The 19534-nt window shown below is 61.4% G+C and carries 16 protein-coding genes; 9 read left to right on the plus strand and 7 right to left on the minus strand.

Features of this window, described 5'->3' with window-relative positions:
- Nucleotides 1-166: 166 nt before the first annotated feature.
- Nucleotides 167-3079, minus strand: coding sequence for an aminotransferase (locus tag KHO07_RS27470; RefSeq protein ID WP_212626034.1), 2913 nt, complete (start codon nt 3077-3079; stop codon nt 167-169).
- A 132-nt stretch (nt 3080-3211) separates the two neighbouring features.
- Here KHO07_RS27470 and rfbC point away from each other — a divergent pair, with 132 nt between their 5' ends.
- The 4 genes from rfbC to KHO07_RS27490 are packed head-to-tail and all read left to right on the plus strand — an operon-like array spanning nt 3212 to nt 7488.
- Nucleotides 3212-3757 carry a dTDP-4-dehydrorhamnose 3,5-epimerase gene (rfbC, locus tag KHO07_RS27475; protein ID WP_150736013.1) on the plus strand — a complete coding sequence of 182 codons (546 nt, stop codon included), beginning with the start codon at nt 3212-3214 and terminating at the stop codon, nt 3755-3757.
- A gap of 36 nt (nt 3758-3793) precedes the next feature.
- Nucleotides 3794-5602, plus strand: a complete 1809-nt coding sequence (locus KHO07_RS27480; RefSeq protein ID WP_212626035.1) for an ATP-binding protein — start codon at nt 3794-3796, stop codon at nt 5600-5602.
- Nucleotides 5599-6993, plus strand: coding sequence for a sigma-54 dependent transcriptional regulator (locus tag KHO07_RS27485; protein WP_150735920.1), 1395 nt, complete (start codon nt 5599-5601; stop codon nt 6991-6993). The genes KHO07_RS27480 and KHO07_RS27485 overlap by 4 nt, the downstream gene beginning before the upstream one ends.
- A gap of 39 nt (nt 6994-7032) precedes the next feature.
- Nucleotides 7033-7488, plus strand: a complete 456-nt coding sequence (locus KHO07_RS27490; protein ID WP_212626036.1) for a YiiD C-terminal domain-containing protein — start codon at nt 7033-7035, stop codon at nt 7486-7488.
- A gap of 135 nt (nt 7489-7623) precedes the next feature.
- Here the strand turns inward: KHO07_RS27490 and cysQ are convergent, their stop codons facing one another.
- Nucleotides 7624-8451 (minus strand): 3'(2'),5'-bisphosphate nucleotidase CysQ, encoded by an 828-nt coding sequence (gene cysQ / locus KHO07_RS27495; protein ID WP_212626037.1) that lies wholly within the window; start codon nt 8449-8451, stop codon nt 7624-7626.
- Nucleotides 8448-9014, minus strand: a complete 567-nt coding sequence (gene nudE, locus KHO07_RS27500; protein WP_150735923.1) for an ADP compounds hydrolase NudE — start codon at nt 9012-9014, stop codon at nt 8448-8450. Before nudE ends, cysQ begins: the two co-directional genes overlap by 4 nt.
- 90 nt (nt 9015-9104) lie before the next feature.
- On the opposite strand from nudE, the gene yrfG reads away from it, so the two are divergent.
- Complete coding sequence (gene yrfG, locus KHO07_RS27505; RefSeq protein ID WP_212626038.1) at nt 9105-9767, plus strand: GMP/IMP nucleotidase; 663 nt, start codon at nt 9105-9107, stop codon at nt 9765-9767.
- Nucleotides 9768-9921: 154 nt separating this feature from the next.
- On the opposite strand, the gene lysM is transcribed toward yrfG, so the two are convergent.
- Nucleotides 9922-10371, minus strand: coding sequence for a peptidoglycan-binding protein LysM (lysM, locus tag KHO07_RS27510; protein ID WP_150735925.1), 450 nt, complete (start codon nt 10369-10371; stop codon nt 9922-9924).
- A gap of 129 nt (nt 10372-10500) precedes the next feature.
- On the opposite strand from lysM, the gene KHO07_RS27515 reads away from it, so the two are divergent.
- From KHO07_RS27515 to KHO07_RS27530, 4 genes are all read left to right on the plus strand, one after another.
- Nucleotides 10501-11388, plus strand: coding sequence for a LysR family transcriptional regulator (locus tag KHO07_RS27515; RefSeq protein WP_212626039.1), 888 nt, complete (start codon nt 10501-10503; stop codon nt 11386-11388).
- 92 nt (nt 11389-11480) lie between these two features.
- A complete protein-coding gene (fdhD, locus tag KHO07_RS27520) occupies nt 11481-12320 on the plus strand; it encodes a formate dehydrogenase accessory sulfurtransferase FdhD (protein WP_212626040.1) in 840 nt (279 codons plus the stop codon).
- Nucleotides 12317-14665: an FdhF/YdeP family oxidoreductase gene (locus KHO07_RS27525; RefSeq protein ID WP_150735928.1), complete on the plus strand. Its 2349-nt coding sequence runs from the start codon at nt 12317-12319 to the stop codon at nt 14663-14665. The genes fdhD and KHO07_RS27525 overlap by 4 nt, the downstream gene beginning before the upstream one ends.
- Before the next feature lie 358 nt (nt 14666-15023).
- Nucleotides 15024-15518 (plus strand): glycine zipper domain-containing protein, encoded by a 495-nt coding sequence (locus tag KHO07_RS27530; RefSeq protein WP_150735929.1) that lies wholly within the window; start codon nt 15024-15026, stop codon nt 15516-15518.
- Between the two features lie 67 nt (nt 15519-15585).
- Here the strand turns inward: KHO07_RS27530 and KHO07_RS27535 are convergent, their stop codons facing one another.
- From KHO07_RS27535 to KHO07_RS27545, 3 genes are all read right to left on the minus strand, one after another.
- The gene (locus KHO07_RS27535) at nt 15586-16005 is read right to left on the minus strand and encodes a thioesterase family protein (RefSeq protein WP_150735930.1); all 420 of its coding nucleotides are present in this window, start codon (nt 16003-16005) and stop codon (nt 15586-15588) included.
- A 32-nt stretch (nt 16006-16037) separates the two neighbouring features.
- Nucleotides 16038-17264 (minus strand): 3-hydroxyacyl-CoA dehydrogenase, encoded by a 1227-nt coding sequence (locus KHO07_RS27540; protein WP_212626041.1) that lies wholly within the window; start codon nt 17262-17264, stop codon nt 16038-16040.
- 228 nt (nt 17265-17492) lie between these two features.
- Entirely contained in the window at nt 17493-19427 is a 1935-nt protein-coding gene (locus KHO07_RS27545) for an ATP-dependent DNA helicase RecQ (RefSeq protein WP_212626042.1), read from the minus strand.
- Nucleotides 19428-19534: the final 107 nt, after the last annotated feature.

Raw genomic sequence — 19534 nt, forward strand, 5'->3', positions numbered from 1 at the left:
TAAATATGCCTTACATCTAAAATTACGCAAAAATTACCGATAACAATCGAGTTAAGACCGCTATTCCTGTGGGAGCGAGCGTGCTCGTGATGAGGTTGTGTCAGTCACAGAATTCTTGACTGAAACACCGGAATCGCGAGCACGCTTGCCCCTACAAGGATTGGGTTTACAGGCCTTCCGACAGCACCTTAGAAAGCATGTCGACGAAGAAATCCACACTCTGGCGCGAGGTCACCATCGGCGGTTTGATCTTCAGCACGTTGAGGTAATCACCGGTTGGCTGCATGAAAATCCCCAGTTCACGCAAGCGATCGCACAGCGCCGTGGTTTCTTCGGTGGCGGGTTCCAGGGTGTCGCGGTTGCGGATCAGCTCGACGCCCAGATAAAACCCGGAACCATGCACCGCACCGACTAACGGATGAATATCGATCAGCGCTTCTAGACGCTCTTTGAAGTAGCCGCCAACGACCTGGGCGTTTTCCCAGAGCTTTTCTTCTTCCATCACATCCAGCACCGCCATGCCGACCTGGCAACTGACCGGACTGCCGCCAGCCGACGAGAAGAAATAGCCCTCGGCCTCCAAGGCCTCGGCGATTTCCCGGCGAGTGATCACGGCGCCCAGTGGCTGGCCGTTGCCCATGCCCTTGGCCATGGTGATGATGTCCGGTACCACGCCCTGCTCTTCGAAACCCCAGAAGAAATGGCCCATGCGCCCGTAACCGACCTGCACTTCGTCGGCGATACACACACCGCCCCGAGCGCGAACCAGGGCGTACACCTGCTGCAAATAACCCGGCGGCAGCGAGATGCCACCGGCATTGCCATACACCGGCTCGCAAATGAAACCGGCCAATTGGCGTTTCTGTTCGGCGATTTTTGCCAGGTTGTGTTCAACGCTGCGCACGTAGTCCGGCGCGCTGTCCGGGCCACGGAATTCACCGCGATAGGTGTTCGGGGCGGTCACCGGATGCACCCAGTCCGGGCGGCTGCTCAAGGCTTTGGGGTTGTCGGCAATCGACGTCGATACCGCGTCCGCGCCCACGGTCCAGCCGTGATAGGCCTCAAGCACGCTGAGCATGTCGCGCCCGCCGCTGTAGGCCCACGCCAAGCGGATCGCCAGGTCGTTGGCCTCGCTGCCGCTGTTGACCAGGAACACGCGGTCCATGGAGTCCGGCGCCAGTTTCAGCAAACGCTCGGAAAACTCGGCCACGGCGGCGTAGTTGAACCGCGAGTTGGTGTTCAGTAGCGACCACTGGCGGCTGACGACCGCCGCCATGCGCGGATGACCGTGACCCAGCACCGCGACGTTGTTGAGCATGTCGAGGTATGAGCGGCCCTGCATGTCGATCAGGTGATTGCGCCAGCCACGCTCGATACGCGGCGGGTCGACGTAATAGTGTTTTTGCGTGCGGGCGAAACTGGCGTCACGCCGGGCCAGCAGGGTCTGCGAGTCGAGCTCTTGTTCGGCATCACAGGCCAGCCCCAGCAACGCGGCCGGTGACGGGCACAACGCTTGCCAGGCCGCCGCTCGCGACGGGCTGCAAAACAACGGTGCACTGAACGAAGAGCCTCGGCACAACTGCACGATCAGCGGACCACTGACCGCGCCCAGCACCTGGCCTTTGACCAGCGCCGCACCGGCATGCAGGGACGGCGTTACACCCCAGAGCCGCACGCTCAGTTGCGGACCGTCGAGTTGCAGCCCTCCTTGCAACGGCTGGTGAACCACGCCGGCAAATGGCGCCTCGACCGTCGTACCCGCGGGCACCCGCAATTCGACGTGCAACGGGCACGTGTCCGGCTCGGTGGCGCTGTCCGGCCGGGTGCGGGACAACCGGTATTGCCCGTAACGACTGGCCGCCAAACCGTGAAGGGCGGCGGCTTCATCGAGCAATCGCTGATCGGTGCCCTCCTGCTCCCAGTTACCGGCCTCGAAGTGCGGGCTGAGGACGCCCAGATCGATCAAGGCAAATTCCCGTCCGACCAGACTCGGCAGCAACGGTGCAAAACCTTCGCTGCCAATGTCCGGAAGGCTCTGGCCAACCGCCGTCAGGATTGCGGCTTCCATCAGCGCCAGCGGCACCGAAGTCGCCACGCGGAAAATCTCCCACTCGTGGCTCAGGTTATCGCGGCTGTAGGTGTTGCCCGGATCGATGCTGACCTGCTGCTCGCCGCTGAGCACCAACACCGCGGCACGGGCGACGATCAGCGGCCACAGCGCCAGCAATTCCTCATGGGTCAGCGGATTCACCGCGTGATACGCCTGCACCGCCGGCAGAATGCAGAACGGATCACCTTCACCGTGATGCAACAACGCCGCGCAGGTCACCGACAAATCAGTGATGCGCCAGGTGCGTATCAGATCGCCGAAATCAATCACCCCTTGCAACTGCCAATGGCGCTGGGCATCACGCTGCCACACCACGTTGTCGTCGGTGATGTCCATGTGGATGGCTTGCACCGGCAGCTTGCTTTCCAAAGGTTGCAGATGGCGTTGCGCCTGTTCGGCGGCTTCGGCGATCAACCGGCGTTGGTTGTCGTCCTGGATGACCGGCAACAAATGCGCGATCAGGGCCTGCGCATGGCGCGCGTCCCATTGCAGCGTGCGCTCCAGCCCGGGATGGTCGAAATCCGCCAGCGCCAGGTCCATCTCGCCGCACAAGCGACCGAAACCGGCCACCACCGTGGGGTTGAAGTACTCGAGGTGCGTCAGCGACTGGCCTTCGATGTAATCCAGCAGGCGCACATGGACCGCTTGGCCGGCGACATTCAACGAGAGCAGATCCGCGCCATTCTTCGCCGCAATCACCCGAGGCACGTGCACATCAGGGTGCGCCGCCAAATGCTTGAGCCCGGCATGCTGGGCCTGCAGTTCCAGGGCCGAGTAGTCGCCGCGACAGATTTTCAGGACAAAACGGCCCTGCTCACTGTCGACGCGGTAGTTGAGGTCCTGCTGGCTGCCCAGGGCCTGCAATCTGCCGCTCAGTCCGTAATGCTCCTGCAACAGCTCAAGTGCTTGCTCCGCAGACACTTGCGGGCTGGGCAAACTGGCGCGATGAATCAACGTGGCGAGCGGCATACAACGACCTCGGAAATTTTGTCAGGCGCCTATATCGCCACTGCTCGGGGCGATACGCAACCCCCACCCCTCGCTTCGATCGGCCCCATGCGCAAGAATGTCAGCTATCACCATCCACTGCTGGAGAACGCCATGAAAGCCGTCACCACCGACCTGCCCGGTGTGCTGATCATTGAACCCACCGTCATGGGGGATGAACGCGGCTTTTTTTTCGAGAGTTTCAATACCCGGGCTTTCCAGCAAGCAACGGGGCTGGCCCCGACGTTTGTCCAGGACAACCACTCCCACTCGAAGAAAGGCGTGCTTCGCGGCCTGCATTACCAGCTGCAAAACACCCAGGGCAAACTGGTCCGTGTGGTCGCTGGCGAAATGCTCGACGTGGCCGTGGACATCCGTCGTAGCTCGCCCCACTTCGGCAAGTGGACCGCCGTGCGATTGTCCGCCGACAACCGCCGCCAACTGTGGATTCCCGAAGGCTTCGCCCATGGCCTGGTGGCGTTGAGCGAATTTGCCGAATGCCTTTACAAGGTTACCGACTATTACAACCCGAGCGCCGAACGCAGCATCCGCTGGGACGATCCGGACCTGGCCATCGACTGGGCGCTGGACAGCGCACCACAACTGTCGGCCCGGGATCAGGACGCTGCACTCTTCAAGGACGCCGACGTCTTTGCCTAGGCATAATGCGTCGATATCCACAGGCGTTCGATGCTCATGACTCCGACCCTCCCCCGCAGACCCCGCTGGCGCAGCCTGGCCCTGCTCGCACTGTGCCTGGCGCCGTTGTTGTGGCCGCTCGAGCATTTGGCCGAACGCTACTACCGCAGCGAACTGGCCGGGCAAAACCGCCAGACCCTCGACCTGTACGTCGCCAACCTGCTGGGCACCTTGCACCGCTACGAAGTGTTGCCCCAGATTCTTGGCGACCTGCCAGCCCTGCGCGCCGTGCTCGGAGCCCCGGACGACAGCGTCAGCCAAGGCAACGCTAACCGCCTGCTGAAAAACATCAGCGCCCAGACCGGCGCTGAAGTCATGTACCTGATGGACACCACGGGCAAGACGCTCGCGGCCTCGAACTGGGACAAACACGACAGTTTCGTCGGCCGCAATTTCTCCTTCCGTCCGTACTTCAGCGAAGCCATGGCCGGGCGCCTGGGGCGCTTCTTCGGGCTGGGCACCACCTCGGCCAAACGCGGCTACTTCTTCGCCGCAGCGGTGCGCAACGGCGAGAAAATCACCGGTGTGCTGGTGGTCAAGGTCGACCTCGACCACACCGAAAGCCTCTGGGGCAAAACCCCGGAGCAACTGTTGCTCACCGATCACAACGGCGTGGTCATCATCACTTCACGGCCAGAATGGCGCTTTCGCGCAACCCGACCGCTGAGCGAAGACGAGCGCAAGGCGATCAGCGCGATCCAGCCCTACCCGACCCGAGATCCGCGACCGCTGAAACTCAATCCGAACGCCTGGCTGACCCAGACCCAACCGATTGCGGAAACCGGCTGGAACGTCAGCATCCTCGCCCCGCGCACCTTGATCGACCGCCCGGTACGGACCGTGGTCGCCATCGGTGGCGCCACGCTGCTGGTCGTGATGCTGTTGCTCGGCCTGATGATGCAGCGGCGCCGCCATTACCTGGAGCGGATCGCCTTCGAGGCCAAGGCCCGACGCGAACTGGAAGGCCGGGTGGCCGAACGGACCAGCGACCTGGAAGGCCTCAACCGTCGACTGAAACAGGAAGTGCTGGAGCGCGAGCAGGCTCAGCAAGACCTTGTACGCGCCCAGGATGATCTGGTGCAGGCTGGCAAGCTCTCGGCGTTGGGGACCATGTCGGCGAGCATCAGCCACGAACTCAATCAACCGTTGGCGGCCATCCGCAGCTACGCGGAAAACGCCGAAGTGCTGCTCGACCACCAACGCACCGACGACGCGCGCGGCAACCTCAAGCTGATCAGCGAACTGACCGGGCGCATGGCGTCGATCATCGCTCACTTGCGGGCCTTCGCCCGTCGCGATCGCCACGCGCCGGAAAGCGTCGCCCTGCAACCGGCGCTCGACGATGCCCTGGCCCTGCTGGCCAAGCGTCGACGCAGCATGGAAGTCGAGTTGATCCGCGACCTGCCTGCCGCGACGTTGTGGGTCGAGGCCGGCGAAACCCGCTTGCGCCAAGTGCTTGGCAACCTGCTGGCCAACGCCCTCGATGCCCTCACGGAAAAAGGCCCGCCGCGCAAACTCTGGCTGAGTGCCCAAACCACCGCCGATGGCGTCAACCTGTACATTCGCGACAACGGCCCCGGCTTTTGCATGGAAGCCCTCGGTCGCGCCAGCGAGCCCTTCTACACCACCAAGACCCGCACCCAGGGCCTTGGCCTGGGGCTGGCGATTTGCGAGACCCTGATGCGCGCCTTCGGTGGTGAACTGTCGTTCGCCAACCACAAGGAGGGCGGCGCGCTGATTACCCTGAAGCTACGCGCAGGCGCACCGGGTGTGAGCCTGCAACCGTCCGAGGACCGAAGTGCATGACCATCGACAATCGCATTCAGGTCGTGTTGATCGACGACGATCCCCACCTGCGCCAGGCCTTGAGCCAGACCCTCGATCTGGCCGGCCTGAAAATTTTGCCGCTGGCCGAGGCCAAAGGCCTGGCCGGGCAGTTGGAGCGTGACTGGCCCGGTGTGGTGGTCAGCGACATTCGCATGCCGGGCATGGACGGTCTCGAACTGTTGACTGAACTGCACGCCCAGGACCCGGAGCTGCCGGTGCTGCTGATCACCGGTCACGGCGATGTGCCGCTGGCGGTGCAAGCCATGCGCGCCGGGGCTTATGACTTTCTGGAAAAACCCTTCGCCAGCGATGCCCTGCTCGACAGCGTGCACCGCGCCCTGGCCCTGCGTCGATTGGTGCTGGATAACCGCAGCCTGCGTCTGGCCCTGAGCGACCGCAATGAACTGAGCACCCGGCTGGTCGGGCAATCGTCGTCGATGTTGCGCCTGCGTGAGCAGATCGGCGCGTTGGCGGCGACCAAGGCTGACGTGCTGATCCTCGGCGAAACCGGCGCCGGCAAGGAAGTCGTCGCGCGAGCGCTGCATGATTTATCCAGCCGGCGTAACGGTCCGTTCGTGGCGATCAACGCCGGAGCGTTGGCCGAATCAGTGGTCGAAAGCGAACTGTTCGGCCATGAACCCGGGGCTTTCACCGGCGCGCAAAAGCGCCGCATCGGCAAGTTCGAATTCGCCAACGGCGGTACTTTGTTCCTCGATGAAATCGAAAGCATGAGCCTGGATGTGCAAGTGAAACTGCTGCGCTTGCTGCAAGAGCGTGTGGTCGAACGCCTGGGCGGCAATCAACTGATCCCGCTGGACATCCGCATCATCGCCGCCACCAAGGAAGACCTGCGACAGTCCGCCGATCAGGGCCGCTTCCGCGCTGACTTGTATTACCGCTTGAACGTCGCGCCACTGCGCATTCCACCGTTGCGCGAGCGTGGCGAAGATGCGCTGGTGCTGTTCCAGCACTTCGCCGATGAGGCCAGCGCCCGCCATGGCTTGCCACCTCACGAATTGCAACCGGGGCAACGCGCGCTGCTGCTGCGCCACACCTGGCCGGGCAATGTGCGCGAACTGCAAAACGCCGCCGAACGCTTCGCCCTCGGCCTGGAACTGGCGCTGGATAACAACGAGGCGCAAGGCGCTGCCGGCACTGTGATGGAACAGGTCAGCGGCGGGCTGAGCGAGCAGGTGGAAAACTTCGAGAAAAGCCTGATTGCCGCTGAACTGGCACGCTCGCACAGCTCGGTGCGTAGCGTTGCCGAAGCCCTTGGCATCCCGCGCAAGACCTTGCACGACAAACTGCGCAAACACGGGCTGAGCTTCGCCGACAGCGGTGCCGCCAGCCACACCGACGACCTCGATTGAGCCGCCGTCCCATCATCAACTGCCAATAAGAGGTCCTGAATGAGCCGCGAAAGTCGTCAACTGGAATCGGTCCTCCACCATGACATCCCCCTCACCCGGGACATGGGCCTCAAGGTGCTCGACTGGCACGACCAGCAACTGCGCCTGCTCTTGCCGCTGGACGCCAACGTCAACCACAAGAGCACCATGTTCGGCGGCAGCCTGTATTGCGGCGCCGTGCTGGCGGGTTGGGGCTGGCTGCATTTGCGCTTGAAGGAAGAAGGCATCACCGACGGGCACATCGTGATTCAGGAAGGGCAAATCAGCTATCCGCTGCCGGTAACGGGCGACGCCAACGCGATCTGCCAGGCGCCGGATCCGGTGATCTGGAAGAAATTCCTGACCACGTTCCAGCGCTACAGCCGAGCGCGATTGACGTTGCATACTCGGGTCGTCAATGAAGGCCGTGATGAGGATGCTGTGCGGTTTACCGGGCAATTTGTATTGCACCGCTAAACTGGCGGGAAATGAAAAACCCTGTGGCGAGGGAGCTTGCTCCCGCCGGGTCGCGAAGCGGCCCCATTTCCGTTGTTTACGGCTGCTGCGCAGCCGAGCGGGAGCAAGCTCCCTCGCCACAAACAGGTATGAACCTCAGGAACGCGCGAGTTCCAGCAACTGCTCGCGCCACGCGGCCTTCGCCGGCAACGCCAGAAAGAACTCATTCAACAGCGACTCCCGCGCCGGATAACAGAACGGCGCGCCGCTCAAATCCAGCACCTCTCCGCCCGCGCCTTCCAGCACACCCTGAGCCGCCGCCGTGTCCCACTGCGAAGTCGGCGCCAAACGCGGATAACAATCCGCTGCGCCTTCGGCCAACAAACAAAACTTCAGCGAGCTGCCGATATTGGCCAGTTGCAGCTCGCCAAGGCTGGCACTCAACCCGGCCAACAAGCGCTCCTGCTCCGGGCTGGAATGGCGGCGACTGGCGACCACGGTGAACGACTGACCAGGCGCCAACGCATCCCGCACCTGAATCGCCACCGGCGTACCACCTTGATCGCCACGCCATGCGCCGAGCCCGGCACCGCCGACATAGAAGCGCCCATTGGTCGGCATCGACACCACGCCGAACACCACCTGGCCGTTTTCGATCAGCGCAATATTGACGGTGAATTCTTCACTGCCGGAAATGAACTCCTTGGTGCCATCAAGCGGATCGACCAGCCACCAGCGCTGCCATCCGGCACGCACGCTCTGGGGGATGTTGGCGTCTTCCTCGGACAGCACCGGAATGCTTGGGTCCAGCGCCGTCAGCCCGGCAAGAATCAGATGATGAGCCGCCAGGTCTGCGGCCGTGACAGGCGAGTCATCCGATTTGGCCGTCACCGCTGTGCCGGTACGCCAGAACGGCAGGATCGCTTCGCCGGCCTTCAAGGCCAGTTCAACCACGGGTGCCATCAAGGGATGCGGGAAATTCATGGCAGGAACACCCCTCGCTGAGTCAGCAGATCACGGGCCAGATACAGCGCCGCCAAGGCACGGCCCTCGGTGAATTGCGGGTTTTGCGCCAACGCCGACAACTCGCGCAGGTTGACTTTGCCCAGGCCCATCGGCTCTGGCTCGTCTCCCTCCAGGCGCTCTTCGTAAAGATCGGTGGCCAGCACCACCTGGATTTTCTGGCTCATGTAACCGGGCGACAACGACAACTCGGTCAAATGCTCCAATTGCCGCGCGCCAAAACCGGCTTCTTCCTTGAGCTCACGATCAGCTGCCGCCAGCACGTCTTCGCCGGGCTCGATGAGGCCCTTTGGCAGTGACAACTCGTACGCGTCGGTGCCACCGCAATACTCCTCGACCAACACCGCGTGATCGGCATCGAGCATCGCCACGATCATCACCGCGCCATAGCCTGCGCCTTTGCCGACCAAGCGCTCATAGGTGCGCTCCACGCCATTGGAAAAGCGCAGTTTCAGTTCTTCGACGCAGAATAAACGGCTGGTGGCGACAATCTCGCGGGCGAGGATGGTGGGTTTCTGGCGCATGAGCGGCTCCTTGGCGTGAACGCGTTACTATACCCGGCCTATCCTGATTGTTTACCTCGGATATCTTTTTTACCGCTGGAGAAGTTTTTTATGTCCCTGCTGCCCTGGCGCGACATCGACACCGTTCTGCTGGATATGGATGGCACGCTGCTGGACCTGCATTTCGATAACCATTTCTGGCTGGAACATTTGCCCCAGCGCTATGCAGACCTGCACGGCGTGAGTCGGGCCATGGCCGAGATGGAGTTGCAGCCGTTATTCGAACGCAATGCCGGCCAGTTGCAGTGGTACTGCCTGGATTTCTGGAGCGCCGAGCTGAAACTGTCGGTGCGCGACCTGAAACTGGAAACCGCTCATTTGATCGCCCTGCGCCCGGACGCGGACACGTTCCTGGCGGCGATCAAACAGGCAGGCAAACGCGTGGTGCTGATCACCAACGCACACCGCGATTCGCTGTCATTGAAACTGGAAAAAATCGAACTGGCGCCGTACTTCGAGCGCTTGATCAGCTCCCACGATTACGGCTTCCCCAAGGAAAACCCGCAGTTCTGGGATGCTTTGCAGGCGGATATCGACTTCGATCCGACGCGCAGCCTGTTCATTGATGACACCCTCTCGATTCTGCGCAGCGCGCGAAATTTTGGGGTGGCGCATTTGCTGGCCGTGAAAGAGCCGGACAGCCGCCAAGGGCCGAGGGACACGGCTGAGTTTGCGGCGGTGGGGGATTATCGGGAGCTCATTACCGGGCTTTAAATCCGACACGTCATTGTGGCGAGGGAGCTTGCTCCCGCTCGGCTGCGCAGCAGTCGCAATTCAACTGACGCGATCTATTAGATAGAACGCATTGGCCGGATTGGGAGTGCTTCGCACTCCAGCGGGAGCAAGCTCCCTCGCCACAGGTGTCGTGTTATTCAGGAATACGCAACGACTGCCCTGGATAGATCTTGTTCACATCCTTGAGCATCGGTTTGTTGGCTTCGAAGATTTTCTGATACTTGTTGGCATCGCCATACACACGCAGGGAAATGGCGCTCAAGGTGTCGCCCTTCTCGACCACGACGAACTTCGCGGCCACGACCACAGGTCCAGTAACGGTGATCTGGTCTTCAACACCGCTGACACCTGCCACATTGCCCAGGGCCAGGAGGATTTTCTCCTTCTCTTCCTGCGTATTCGCTTCGCCGCTGGCGATGACCTTATCGCCCTCGACCTTGACCTGAATCTTGGAAGTGTCGATTCCCGTCAACGCACTCTGCACATGCTTGGTCAACGCCTCGCTGTTGGCTTCGGCCTTGTCCGGCGTCAATGCGTCGAGGATTTTTTCACCGGCTTCTTTCAGAAAACTGAACAGGCTCATTGTTTCGCTCTCCTTGGGTTTCGGGTTCCAGACGCAAAAGCCTAGACCACCGCCGACACTTGCGAATCCAACCCGACCAATGACCCCGCTTGCGATAGAATCCAAACCTTCCCGACCTCTGGAGCGAAGATGGACATCAAGCAGCTGAAATTCCTCATCGCTCTCGACGAAACCCGGCACTTCGGGCAAGCCGCCGCGCGCTGCCACATCACCCAGCCGACGCTGTCCATGCGCCTGCGCAGCCTTGAAGAAGAGCTCGACCTGCCACTGGTCAATCGCGGGCAACGCTTCGAGGGCTTCACCGCGCCGGGCGAACGCGTACTGGCCTGGGCGCGTACCGTGCTGGCCGCCTACGACGGCCTGTACGCCGAGGCGGCGGCCTGTCGCGGCAATCTGGTCGGCACGCTGCGTTTGGGTGTGGTGCCGCTGTCGAGCTTCGATCCGCTGCCACTGCTGCAACGGCTGCATGCCGAACACCCGAACCTGCGCTTTGAGCTGTCGGCGCTCAGCTCCGAACAGATCCTCGAACAACTGGCGAACAACCGTATCGATCTCGGGGTTTCCTACCTGGAGCGTCTGGACGGCGAACACTTCGACTCGCTGACCTTCAGCGAAACCCGCATGGGCCTGCTCTACGATCAGCGTTTCTTCAGCTTTGGCGACGCGCCCTTGAGCTGGGAATCGTTGATCGAGCTGCCGCTGGGCATGCTCACCAGCGGCATGCACTTCCGTCAGTCCATCGACCACAACTTCCACAGCCGCGGCCTCACTCCGCAGCCCTTGTTGCAAACCGATGCCGTGCATCAACTGTTACAAGCTGTGCACGGCGGCCTGTGTTGCGCCGTGATGCCATTGGAGGGCGGTCTCGAAGGCCTTACCGAGCACTTGCGCCTGCAACCGATCGAAAATGCCCAAACGCTGGGCCGGCTGGGGTTGATCATGCGTCGCAGCGCACCGCGATCAGCGCTGGCGGAAGCCTGTTTCGCGATTTATCAACAATCGCTGATGGGCGCTTGATCGACGGCATCTATCGGTAGATCAGTAATAGCGATTAGACGCGACAACTTGCCGCGCCTAGTCTTAAAGCTGATCAATCCGTCGGTGATGCCATGAACGTCAAGCGCCCCTCCTGCGCGGCGCCCGCCCTCGAAACGCCCGCGCCCGCCGCCAGCCAGACGTACCGCTACAGCAACCTCGAATATTCGGAATCGGACAGCACCGCGCTGGCCGAGGAAGTCGCGCTGGCCATTGCCTACAACGGCATCAGCCAGGCCGTGATGCTGGTCACGCCTACCGACCTTGAAGACTTCATCGTCGGCTTCAGCCTGGGCAGCGGCATCATCGAGGACGCCACGGATATTTATGACCTGCAACTGAGCGGCTCAGGGTCAGCGCAATACGCGCAAGTGACCATTGCCAATCGCGCATTCTGGAACCTCAAGCTGCAGCGTCGGCAACTGGCCGGCACCAGCGGTTGCGGGCTCTGCGGCGTGGAAGCGGTCGAACAGGCGCTGCCGGACCTCAAAGTCCTGCCCGGCGCCCCGCTGCCGCCCGCCGAATGGCTCGACGGCCTGCGCCAGCGCATCGGCGCGTTCCAGCCGCTGGGCCAGCATTGCGGGGCGGTGCATGCGGCGGTGTTCATGAATGACCAAGGCCAATTGTTGCTCGGCCGTGAAGACATTGGCCGGCACAACGCCCTCGACAAATTGATCGGCGGCCTGGTCCGCCAAAACATTTCGACCGCTGGCGGCCTGGCGATTGTCACCAGCCGTTGCAGCCTCGAATTGATCCAGAAAGTCTTGCGCGCCGGCATCCAGACCCTGGTCAGCCTGTCGTCGCCCACGGGCCTTGCCGTGCAATGGGCCCGTCGCCACAACCTCAATCTCATCCATCTGCCACAGAAAAATGCGCCACGGGTCTACAGCCCGGCTTTGGAGAATCAAGCGTGAGTCAACACCGTCAAGCCGACCAGACACCCGTTCCTCGCTACAAACCCTACAAAGGTCCGGCCGGTGGTTGGGGCGCACTGATCAGCGTCGCCCAAGCCTGGCTCACCAGCGACAACGCGCTGAAAAACCTGCGCATGATGCTCAAGACCAACAAGAACGGCGGTTTCGACTGCCCGGGTTGCGCCTGGGGCGATTCCAATGAAGCCGGCATGGTGGCGTTCTGCGAGAACGGCGCCAAAGCGGTGAACTGGGAAGCGACCAAGCGCCGGGTCGACGGCAAGTTCTTCGCCAGGCACAGCGTCACGTCGTTGCTGGAGCAGAGCGACTACTGGCTCGAATACCAGGGCCGCCTGACCGAGCCGTTGAGCTACAACGCCGAAACCGATCGCTACCAACCCATCAGTTGGGACGACGCGTTTGCGCTGATCGCCAAACACCTGAAAGGCTTGTCGAGCCCGGATCAGGCCGAGTTCTATACCTCGGGTCGCGCCAGCAACGAGGCGGCGTTTCTCTATCAGTTGTTTGTACGCGCCTATGGCACCAACAATTTCCCTGACTGCTCGAACATGTGCCACGAGGCCAGCGGTGTCGCGTTGTCGCAAAGCGTCGGTGTCGGCAAAGGCACCGTGACCTTCGATGACTTCGAACACGCCGATGCGATTTTCGTCTGGGGCCAGAACCCCGGCACCAACCACCCGCGGATGCTCGAGCCGCTGCGCGAAGCCGTGAAACGCGGCGCGCAAGTGGTGTGCATCAACCCGCTGAAAGAGCGCGGCCTGGAGCGTTTCCAGCATCCGCAGCACCCTATCGAAATGCTCACCAACGGTTTCAAAGCGACCAACACCGCGTACTTCCGCCCTGCACTGGGCGGTGACATGGCGATCATGCGCGGCATGGCCAAGTTCCTGCTGCAATGGGAACGCGACGCCCAGAAGGCTGGCGCCCCGGCGGTGTTCGATCACGACTTCCTCAACGAACACAGCGTCAACGTGCTGGATTACCTGGCGGTCATCGACGACACCCCGTGGGACCAAATCGTCGAGCAGTCCGGCCTGCCCCTTGTCGAAATCGAACAAGCGGCGCGGATGTACGCCAAAGGCAAGAACGTCATCATGTGCTGGGCGATGGGCATCACCCAGCACCGCCACTCGGTGGCGACCATCCAGGAAATCGCCAACCTGATGCTGCTGCGCGGCAACATCGGCCGACCGGGCGCGGGCCTGTGCCCGGTGCGTGGCCACAGTAACGTGCAGGGCGACCGGACCATGGGCATCAACGAACGTCCGCCGGTGGCGTTCCTCGATGCGCTGGAGCGGCGCTTCCAGTTCAAGGTGCCGCGTAAAAATGGCCACAACGTGGTCGAGGCGATCCACGCCATGGCTGAAGGCCGGGCGAAAGTGTTCATCGCCCTGGGCGGTAACTTCGCCCAAGCCACCCCGGACAGCTCACGGACCTTCCAGGCCCTGAGCAATTGCGACCTGACCGTGCAGATCAGCACCAAGCTCAACCGCAGCCATTTGGCTCACGGCAAAGACGCGCTGATCCTGCCGTGCCTGGGCCGTACCGACATCGACCGGCAGACCGAAGGCCCGCAAGCGGTGACTGTGGAGGACTCGTTCAGCATGGTGCATGCGTCCAACGGTCAACTGGAGCCGCTGTCGAACCAGATGCGCTCTGAGCCCGCGATCCTCGCCGGAATCGCCGCTGCGACGCTGGGCAGCCATCCGGTGGACTGGAACTGGCTGGTGGGCGACTACCGCCGCATTCGCGAGCTGATCGCCGACACCCTTCCGAGCTTTAAAGACTTCAACGAGAAGATCAAGAACCCGGGCGGCTTCTACCTCGGCAACAGCGCCGGCGCGCGCAAGTGGAACACTCCATCAGGCCGGGCCAATTTCAAGCCGAACCTTTTGCCCAAGGATCTGGTACACGAGCGCACCCGCTCCACGGGCGTGGTGCCGGACCTGATCATGCAATCGATGCGCTCCCACGATCAGTACAACACCACGATTTATGGCCTCAATGATCGTTATCGCGGCGTGAAGGGGCAGCGGGATGTGCTGTTCGTCAACGAAGCCGACATCATTCGCCTGGGCTTCAAGCCGGGGCAAAAGGCCGACATCGTTTCGCTGTGGGACGATGGCATTGAACGTCGGGTGAAAGGTTTCACGCTGCTGGCGTTTGATATTCCGGCTGGGCAAGCGGCGGCTTACTACCCGGAAGTGAACCCGCTGGTGCCGCTGGAAAGCACCGGGGACGGCAGCCATACGCCGACGTCGAAGTTCGTGGCGATCCGCTTGGAAGCGGCGAGTGAGACCGGCTTGATCATGGCCAGGTCGGCGTAATGCATCGTTAGTTCTGGCCCTCTCGCGAGCAAGCTCGCTCCTACAGATTTTTTTGTTGGTCACATCATTTGTGTTCGATACACATCCCTGTAGAAGCAAGCTTGCTCGCGATGGCGATAGACGGATTCAACACATGTTTCAGCATTGACGAAAACTTTCCAATCGCCCACAAAAAAGGCCGTTTTCTAATGAAAACAGCCTTTGCGAAGTAATAAAAGACCGGCGAAAAACGGTTAAGTTCCGCCCAAAAAACAGCAACTTATAGAAATGTGCTTAAGTCGTGTTACTCGTCGGATTTCGATTGTCACACCTCTGACACAGCCTCAGGATCGCGCCGTCATCCCCTTGAGGTTCCTCTATGAAGTTCTCCTCGATTCTCTTGTTGTCCCTTGGCCTGGTCAGTGGCATCGCTTCTGCCGGCGGCACCACCGAAGCAGGTGTGGGCGGCGCATTGGGCGGGGTTTTGGGCTCGGTCGTCGGTCAGTCCATTGGCGGCAATACAGGTTCCACCATCGGCGCGGCCCTGGGTGGCGCGGGTGGTAGCGCCGTTGGCGCAGACAAACGCAGCCGTGGCGAAGCCGCCATCGGTGGTGCATTGGGCGCAGCAGGCGGTAACGTGGTCGGCCGCAGCGTGGGCGGCACCACTGGCAGCCTGATCGGCTCCGCAGCAGGCGGCGGCGCCGGTGGTGCGCTGGGTAACTACATGGGCAACAAGAGCGATGATGACGACGATGATCGTCATTCCTATCGCGGCCGTGATGATCGTCGCTACTACCGTGACGGCCACCCGGGTCGAGGTCATGCCTATGGCCATCGCAAGCATCACAAGAAATACTACCGCCACCGTCATTGAGGCCGTAACAGGCTCACTGAGCAGTGAAAAAATCGCAGCCCGAGGGCTGCGATTTTTTTTGCCTGCGTCACACCACCAGACGCTCCAGTGCGCCGCGCAAGCCGGGCGGAATCGCCACCGGCTGATTCGAAGCGCGGTCGACAAACACATGCACAAAGCGCCCCGCTGCACAGGCCTCGTCCTCTCCCTGCCTGAACACCGCCAACTCGTACTGCACCGAACTGTTACCCAGCTTGCCGACCCGCAAACCGATCTCGATCCGGTCCGGAAACGCGATGGAAGCAAAGTAATCACAAGCTGAGCTCACCACGAACCCCACCACTTCGCCGTCATGGATATCCAGACCACCGACCTCGATCAGGTAAGTGTTTACCGCTGTGTCGAAGAAGCTGTAATAGGTCACGTTGTTGACGTGGCCGTAGGCGTCGTTGTCATGCCAGCGCGTGGTGATGGGCTGGAAGTGCGGGTATTCGCTGCGTTGGGGCATCAATGGGCTCCTTTCATGATTTCGAGTGGAGTTTACTGGTCAGCGAATCCCTTACCCACCGCCGCCAACTCCCCGATCAACCGCGCCGGACTCCAGTGATCACCCTGGCGCGTCTCCAACGCCAACAGACGCTGGTGAATATCCGCCAGCCCCTGCTGATCCGCCCAGGCCATCGGCCCGCCCTTGTCCGCCGGGAACCCGTAACCGTTGAGGTACACCAGATCGATGTCGTGGGCCGATCCGGCGATCCCTTCCTGCAGGATTTTCGCGCCTTCGTTGACCAGCGCCAGCAAGCAGCGCTCGAGGATTTCCTCCGTGCTGACCTCACGGCGATGGAACCCCAGCTTTTCGCTGACCTCCAGCACCAGCGCATCGACCTGCGGATCGTGCTCAGCCTGACGACTGCCCGGCTCATAGTGGTAAAAACCGTTGCCGCTCTTCTGGCCGAAACGACCCAGCTCACACAGACGGTTATCCACCTGAACCTCTGGCGCATCCTGCCCCACACCCGAGAGTTGCCGGGCGCGCCACTGCAGGTCGACACCCACTACGTCGAACATGCGGAACGGCCCCATGGCGAAACCAAAACCTTGCAGCGCCGCATCCACCTGATACGGATAAGCGCCCTCCAGCAACATTTTGCGCGCTTCCAGCACATAGGTATTGAGCATGCGATTGCCAATAAATCCGTCGCAGTTGCCCGCCACCACGCTGACCTTGCCCATGCGCTTGCCCAGCGCCAGGGCTGCCTCAAGTACCGCCGGAGCCGTCTGGGCGCCACGGACGATTTCGAGCAGTTTCATGATGTGCGCCGGGCTGAAAAAGTGCAGGCCCAGGACTTGTTGCGGACGGCGTGTAACGGCAGCGATGGCGTCGATGTCCAGCGCGGAAGTGTTGCTCGCCAGAATCGCTTCAGGTTTGAGCAAGCCATCCAGTTCGCGGAAGATTGACTGCTTGAGTTCGAGGTTTTCGTAAACTGCTTCGATGACCAGGTCGACGTCACGGATGGCCGCATAATTGGCCGCTGCCGTGATTCGGGCGATGCGGGCGTCGGCCTCGGCCTGATCAATACGCGCCTGTCGCACGCTGTGGGCGTAGGTGTCGGCCACGGCAACCAGAGCCTGCTCAAGCATCTGCGGATTGTTATCGACCCATTGCACCGCCACGCCGGCGTTGGCCAGGCACATGACAATGCCACGGCCCATGGTGCCCGCGCCGATCACGGCGGCGCGCTGAATGTTGAACGGTGTCTGGCTCATCTCTTGTTCTCTTGTTGGCGATCCAAAGACAGCCCTCACCATAGTCAGCCACCGCGCATTTTTGAAATTTATTCCTGTGATGAGCAACATTCAGCGGATGGATGCACATCAGCCAGCGCTATACACCCTGTAGGAGCCGGCTTGCTGGCGATGGCGACGTCACATTCACTACATGTGCTGGCTGTCGGGCCAACATCGCCAGCAAGCCGGCTCCTACAAGAACAGGACTCAGCCTGAGAGATATTGTTCAGCCCAAGTCCGCACGTCGGCATACGGATAATCCTCCAGCACCGCAAACCCCGGAATGGCCCGCGCCTTGAGCTTGGTGAACAGCGGCACACTGATCCCGCACAGAAACCGCGTCACGCGCTCAGCCGAGGGCCGGCTGCCAGTGTGCTGCTCGTGCCTGTGGATAAACCCGCCACACAGCGTCTCGAAGTTTTTATCCACAAGCGCCGGCAACTCCGGCGGTATCGGGAGCCGTGCAACCTGCCCATGACACACCGAGCAGTGCCCACACTGCTGCGGGGCGTTGCTGTCGCCGAAATACTCGGCCAACCGGAAGCCCAGGCAACGGTCGGTGGCAAACAAATCCAGCATCGCGTGGATTCGCGCGATCTCGGTTTGTTCGTGCCGGGTGAAACCGGCGTGAAGTTCAGCGCTGAGTACCTGCGGGTCAAAATCCGTTTTCAGCAGCGTATAGACCTCGGTCATCAACTTGCTTTCAAGCTCGACCCAGCCCTTCTCCTGGAAATAATCCAGCGCCTTGACCACCCGGTTGCGCTCGGCCTGATGTTGCTCGTACAGCGCGTCGAAATTAACGGTGGCCCAGCTCCGCGCACGCTTGGACGTCTGGATGATCGCCGCGACGAAATTCTTGCGCTCACCTTCGAAACGGGCCAGCAACGCCTCGGGCTCCTCCAGGTATTTGAAACGATACTCAGCGTAGTAGGCGTAACGCGGGGCAATGATTCCACGCAGCTCCAGCTGCACCAGCAACGTCTTGAGCGGCAGCTGGCGAATGTTGCTGTTATCCGCCAACGGTCCCAACAGAAACTCCCACTCCCCTTGCGGCGCACACGCTTGCAACTCGTCGACGACATGGCGGATACCGTCGAGCTCAGGGGTATCGCCGTAAACAAAGTTTTCCAGCACGTTGAGGCTGTCGCGGTTGGCCAACACCAGGCAGTCCGATGGCTGCCCGTCACGCCCGGCGCGGCCGATTTCCTGGCTGTAGTTTTCGATGGATTTAGGCAGGTCGAAGTGCACCACGTTGCGGATGTCGCTCTTGTCGATACCCATGCCGAAGGCGATGGTCGCGACGATGCAATTGGACTGCCCGCCCATGAAGCGTTTCTGGATGCCGTCACGTTGGTCGTGGGGCAAACCGGCGTGATAGGCCTCGGCCTGTATGCCGTTGCGTTGCAGATGCTCGGCAATGTGCTCGGCGGTTTTCTGCAGGGTGACGTAGACGATACTTGGCTGGTCGGGACGCTCACTCATCCACTCAACAAGACGTCGACGTTTGTCCGGACCGCGCACCGGCTCCACCCACAGATTGAGGTTCGGTCGATAGAACCCCGTGGTCACCACGTCATCGGGCGCGATGGCGAATTTCGTCTGCATGTCGACGATGACCTTGGGTGTCGCGGTAGCCGTCAGCAGCAAGACTTGTGGGATGTTGAACTGCCGCTGGTAGTCCGGCAGCTTGAGGTAATCCGGGCGGAAATTGTGGCCCCATTCCGAGATGCAATGGGCCTCGTCCACTACCAGCAACGAGATCGGCACTTGCTGCAGGAAGTTGCGGAAACGCTCGTTCTTCAGGCGCTCCACCGAGATCATCAAGATTTTCAATTCGCCGGACCTGGCGCGGGCCATCACATCGCTTGCGTCATCGCGGCTCTGGGCCGAATCGATACTGCCCGCCGCAATGCCATGACGTTGCAGGAACGCCAATTGATCCTGCATCAATGCCAGCAGTGGCGAGACGACAAGCGTCAGGTGCGGCAACAGCACGGCCGATAACTGATAGCACAGGGACTTGCCGGAACCGGTGGGAAAAATAGCCGCCGCCGAACGCCCCGCCAGCACGGCGCTGACGGTTTTCTCCTGACCCGGTCGAAACTGTGGATAGCCGAAAACCTGTTCCAGGGTGTTGTGCATAAGCTGTCACTCCGTTGACTGCTGCGATGAGCAAAGCCTAGCCGGCGATCGCAGCGAGTCGAGAATAGGTCGGGGGTAAAAACGATACGGGATGATACAGCGGATGG

The sequence above is a fragment of the Pseudomonas sp. PP3 genome (assembly GCF_905336995.1).
GTDB lineage: Bacteria > Pseudomonadota > Gammaproteobacteria > Pseudomonadales > Pseudomonadaceae > Aquipseudomonas > Aquipseudomonas reinekei.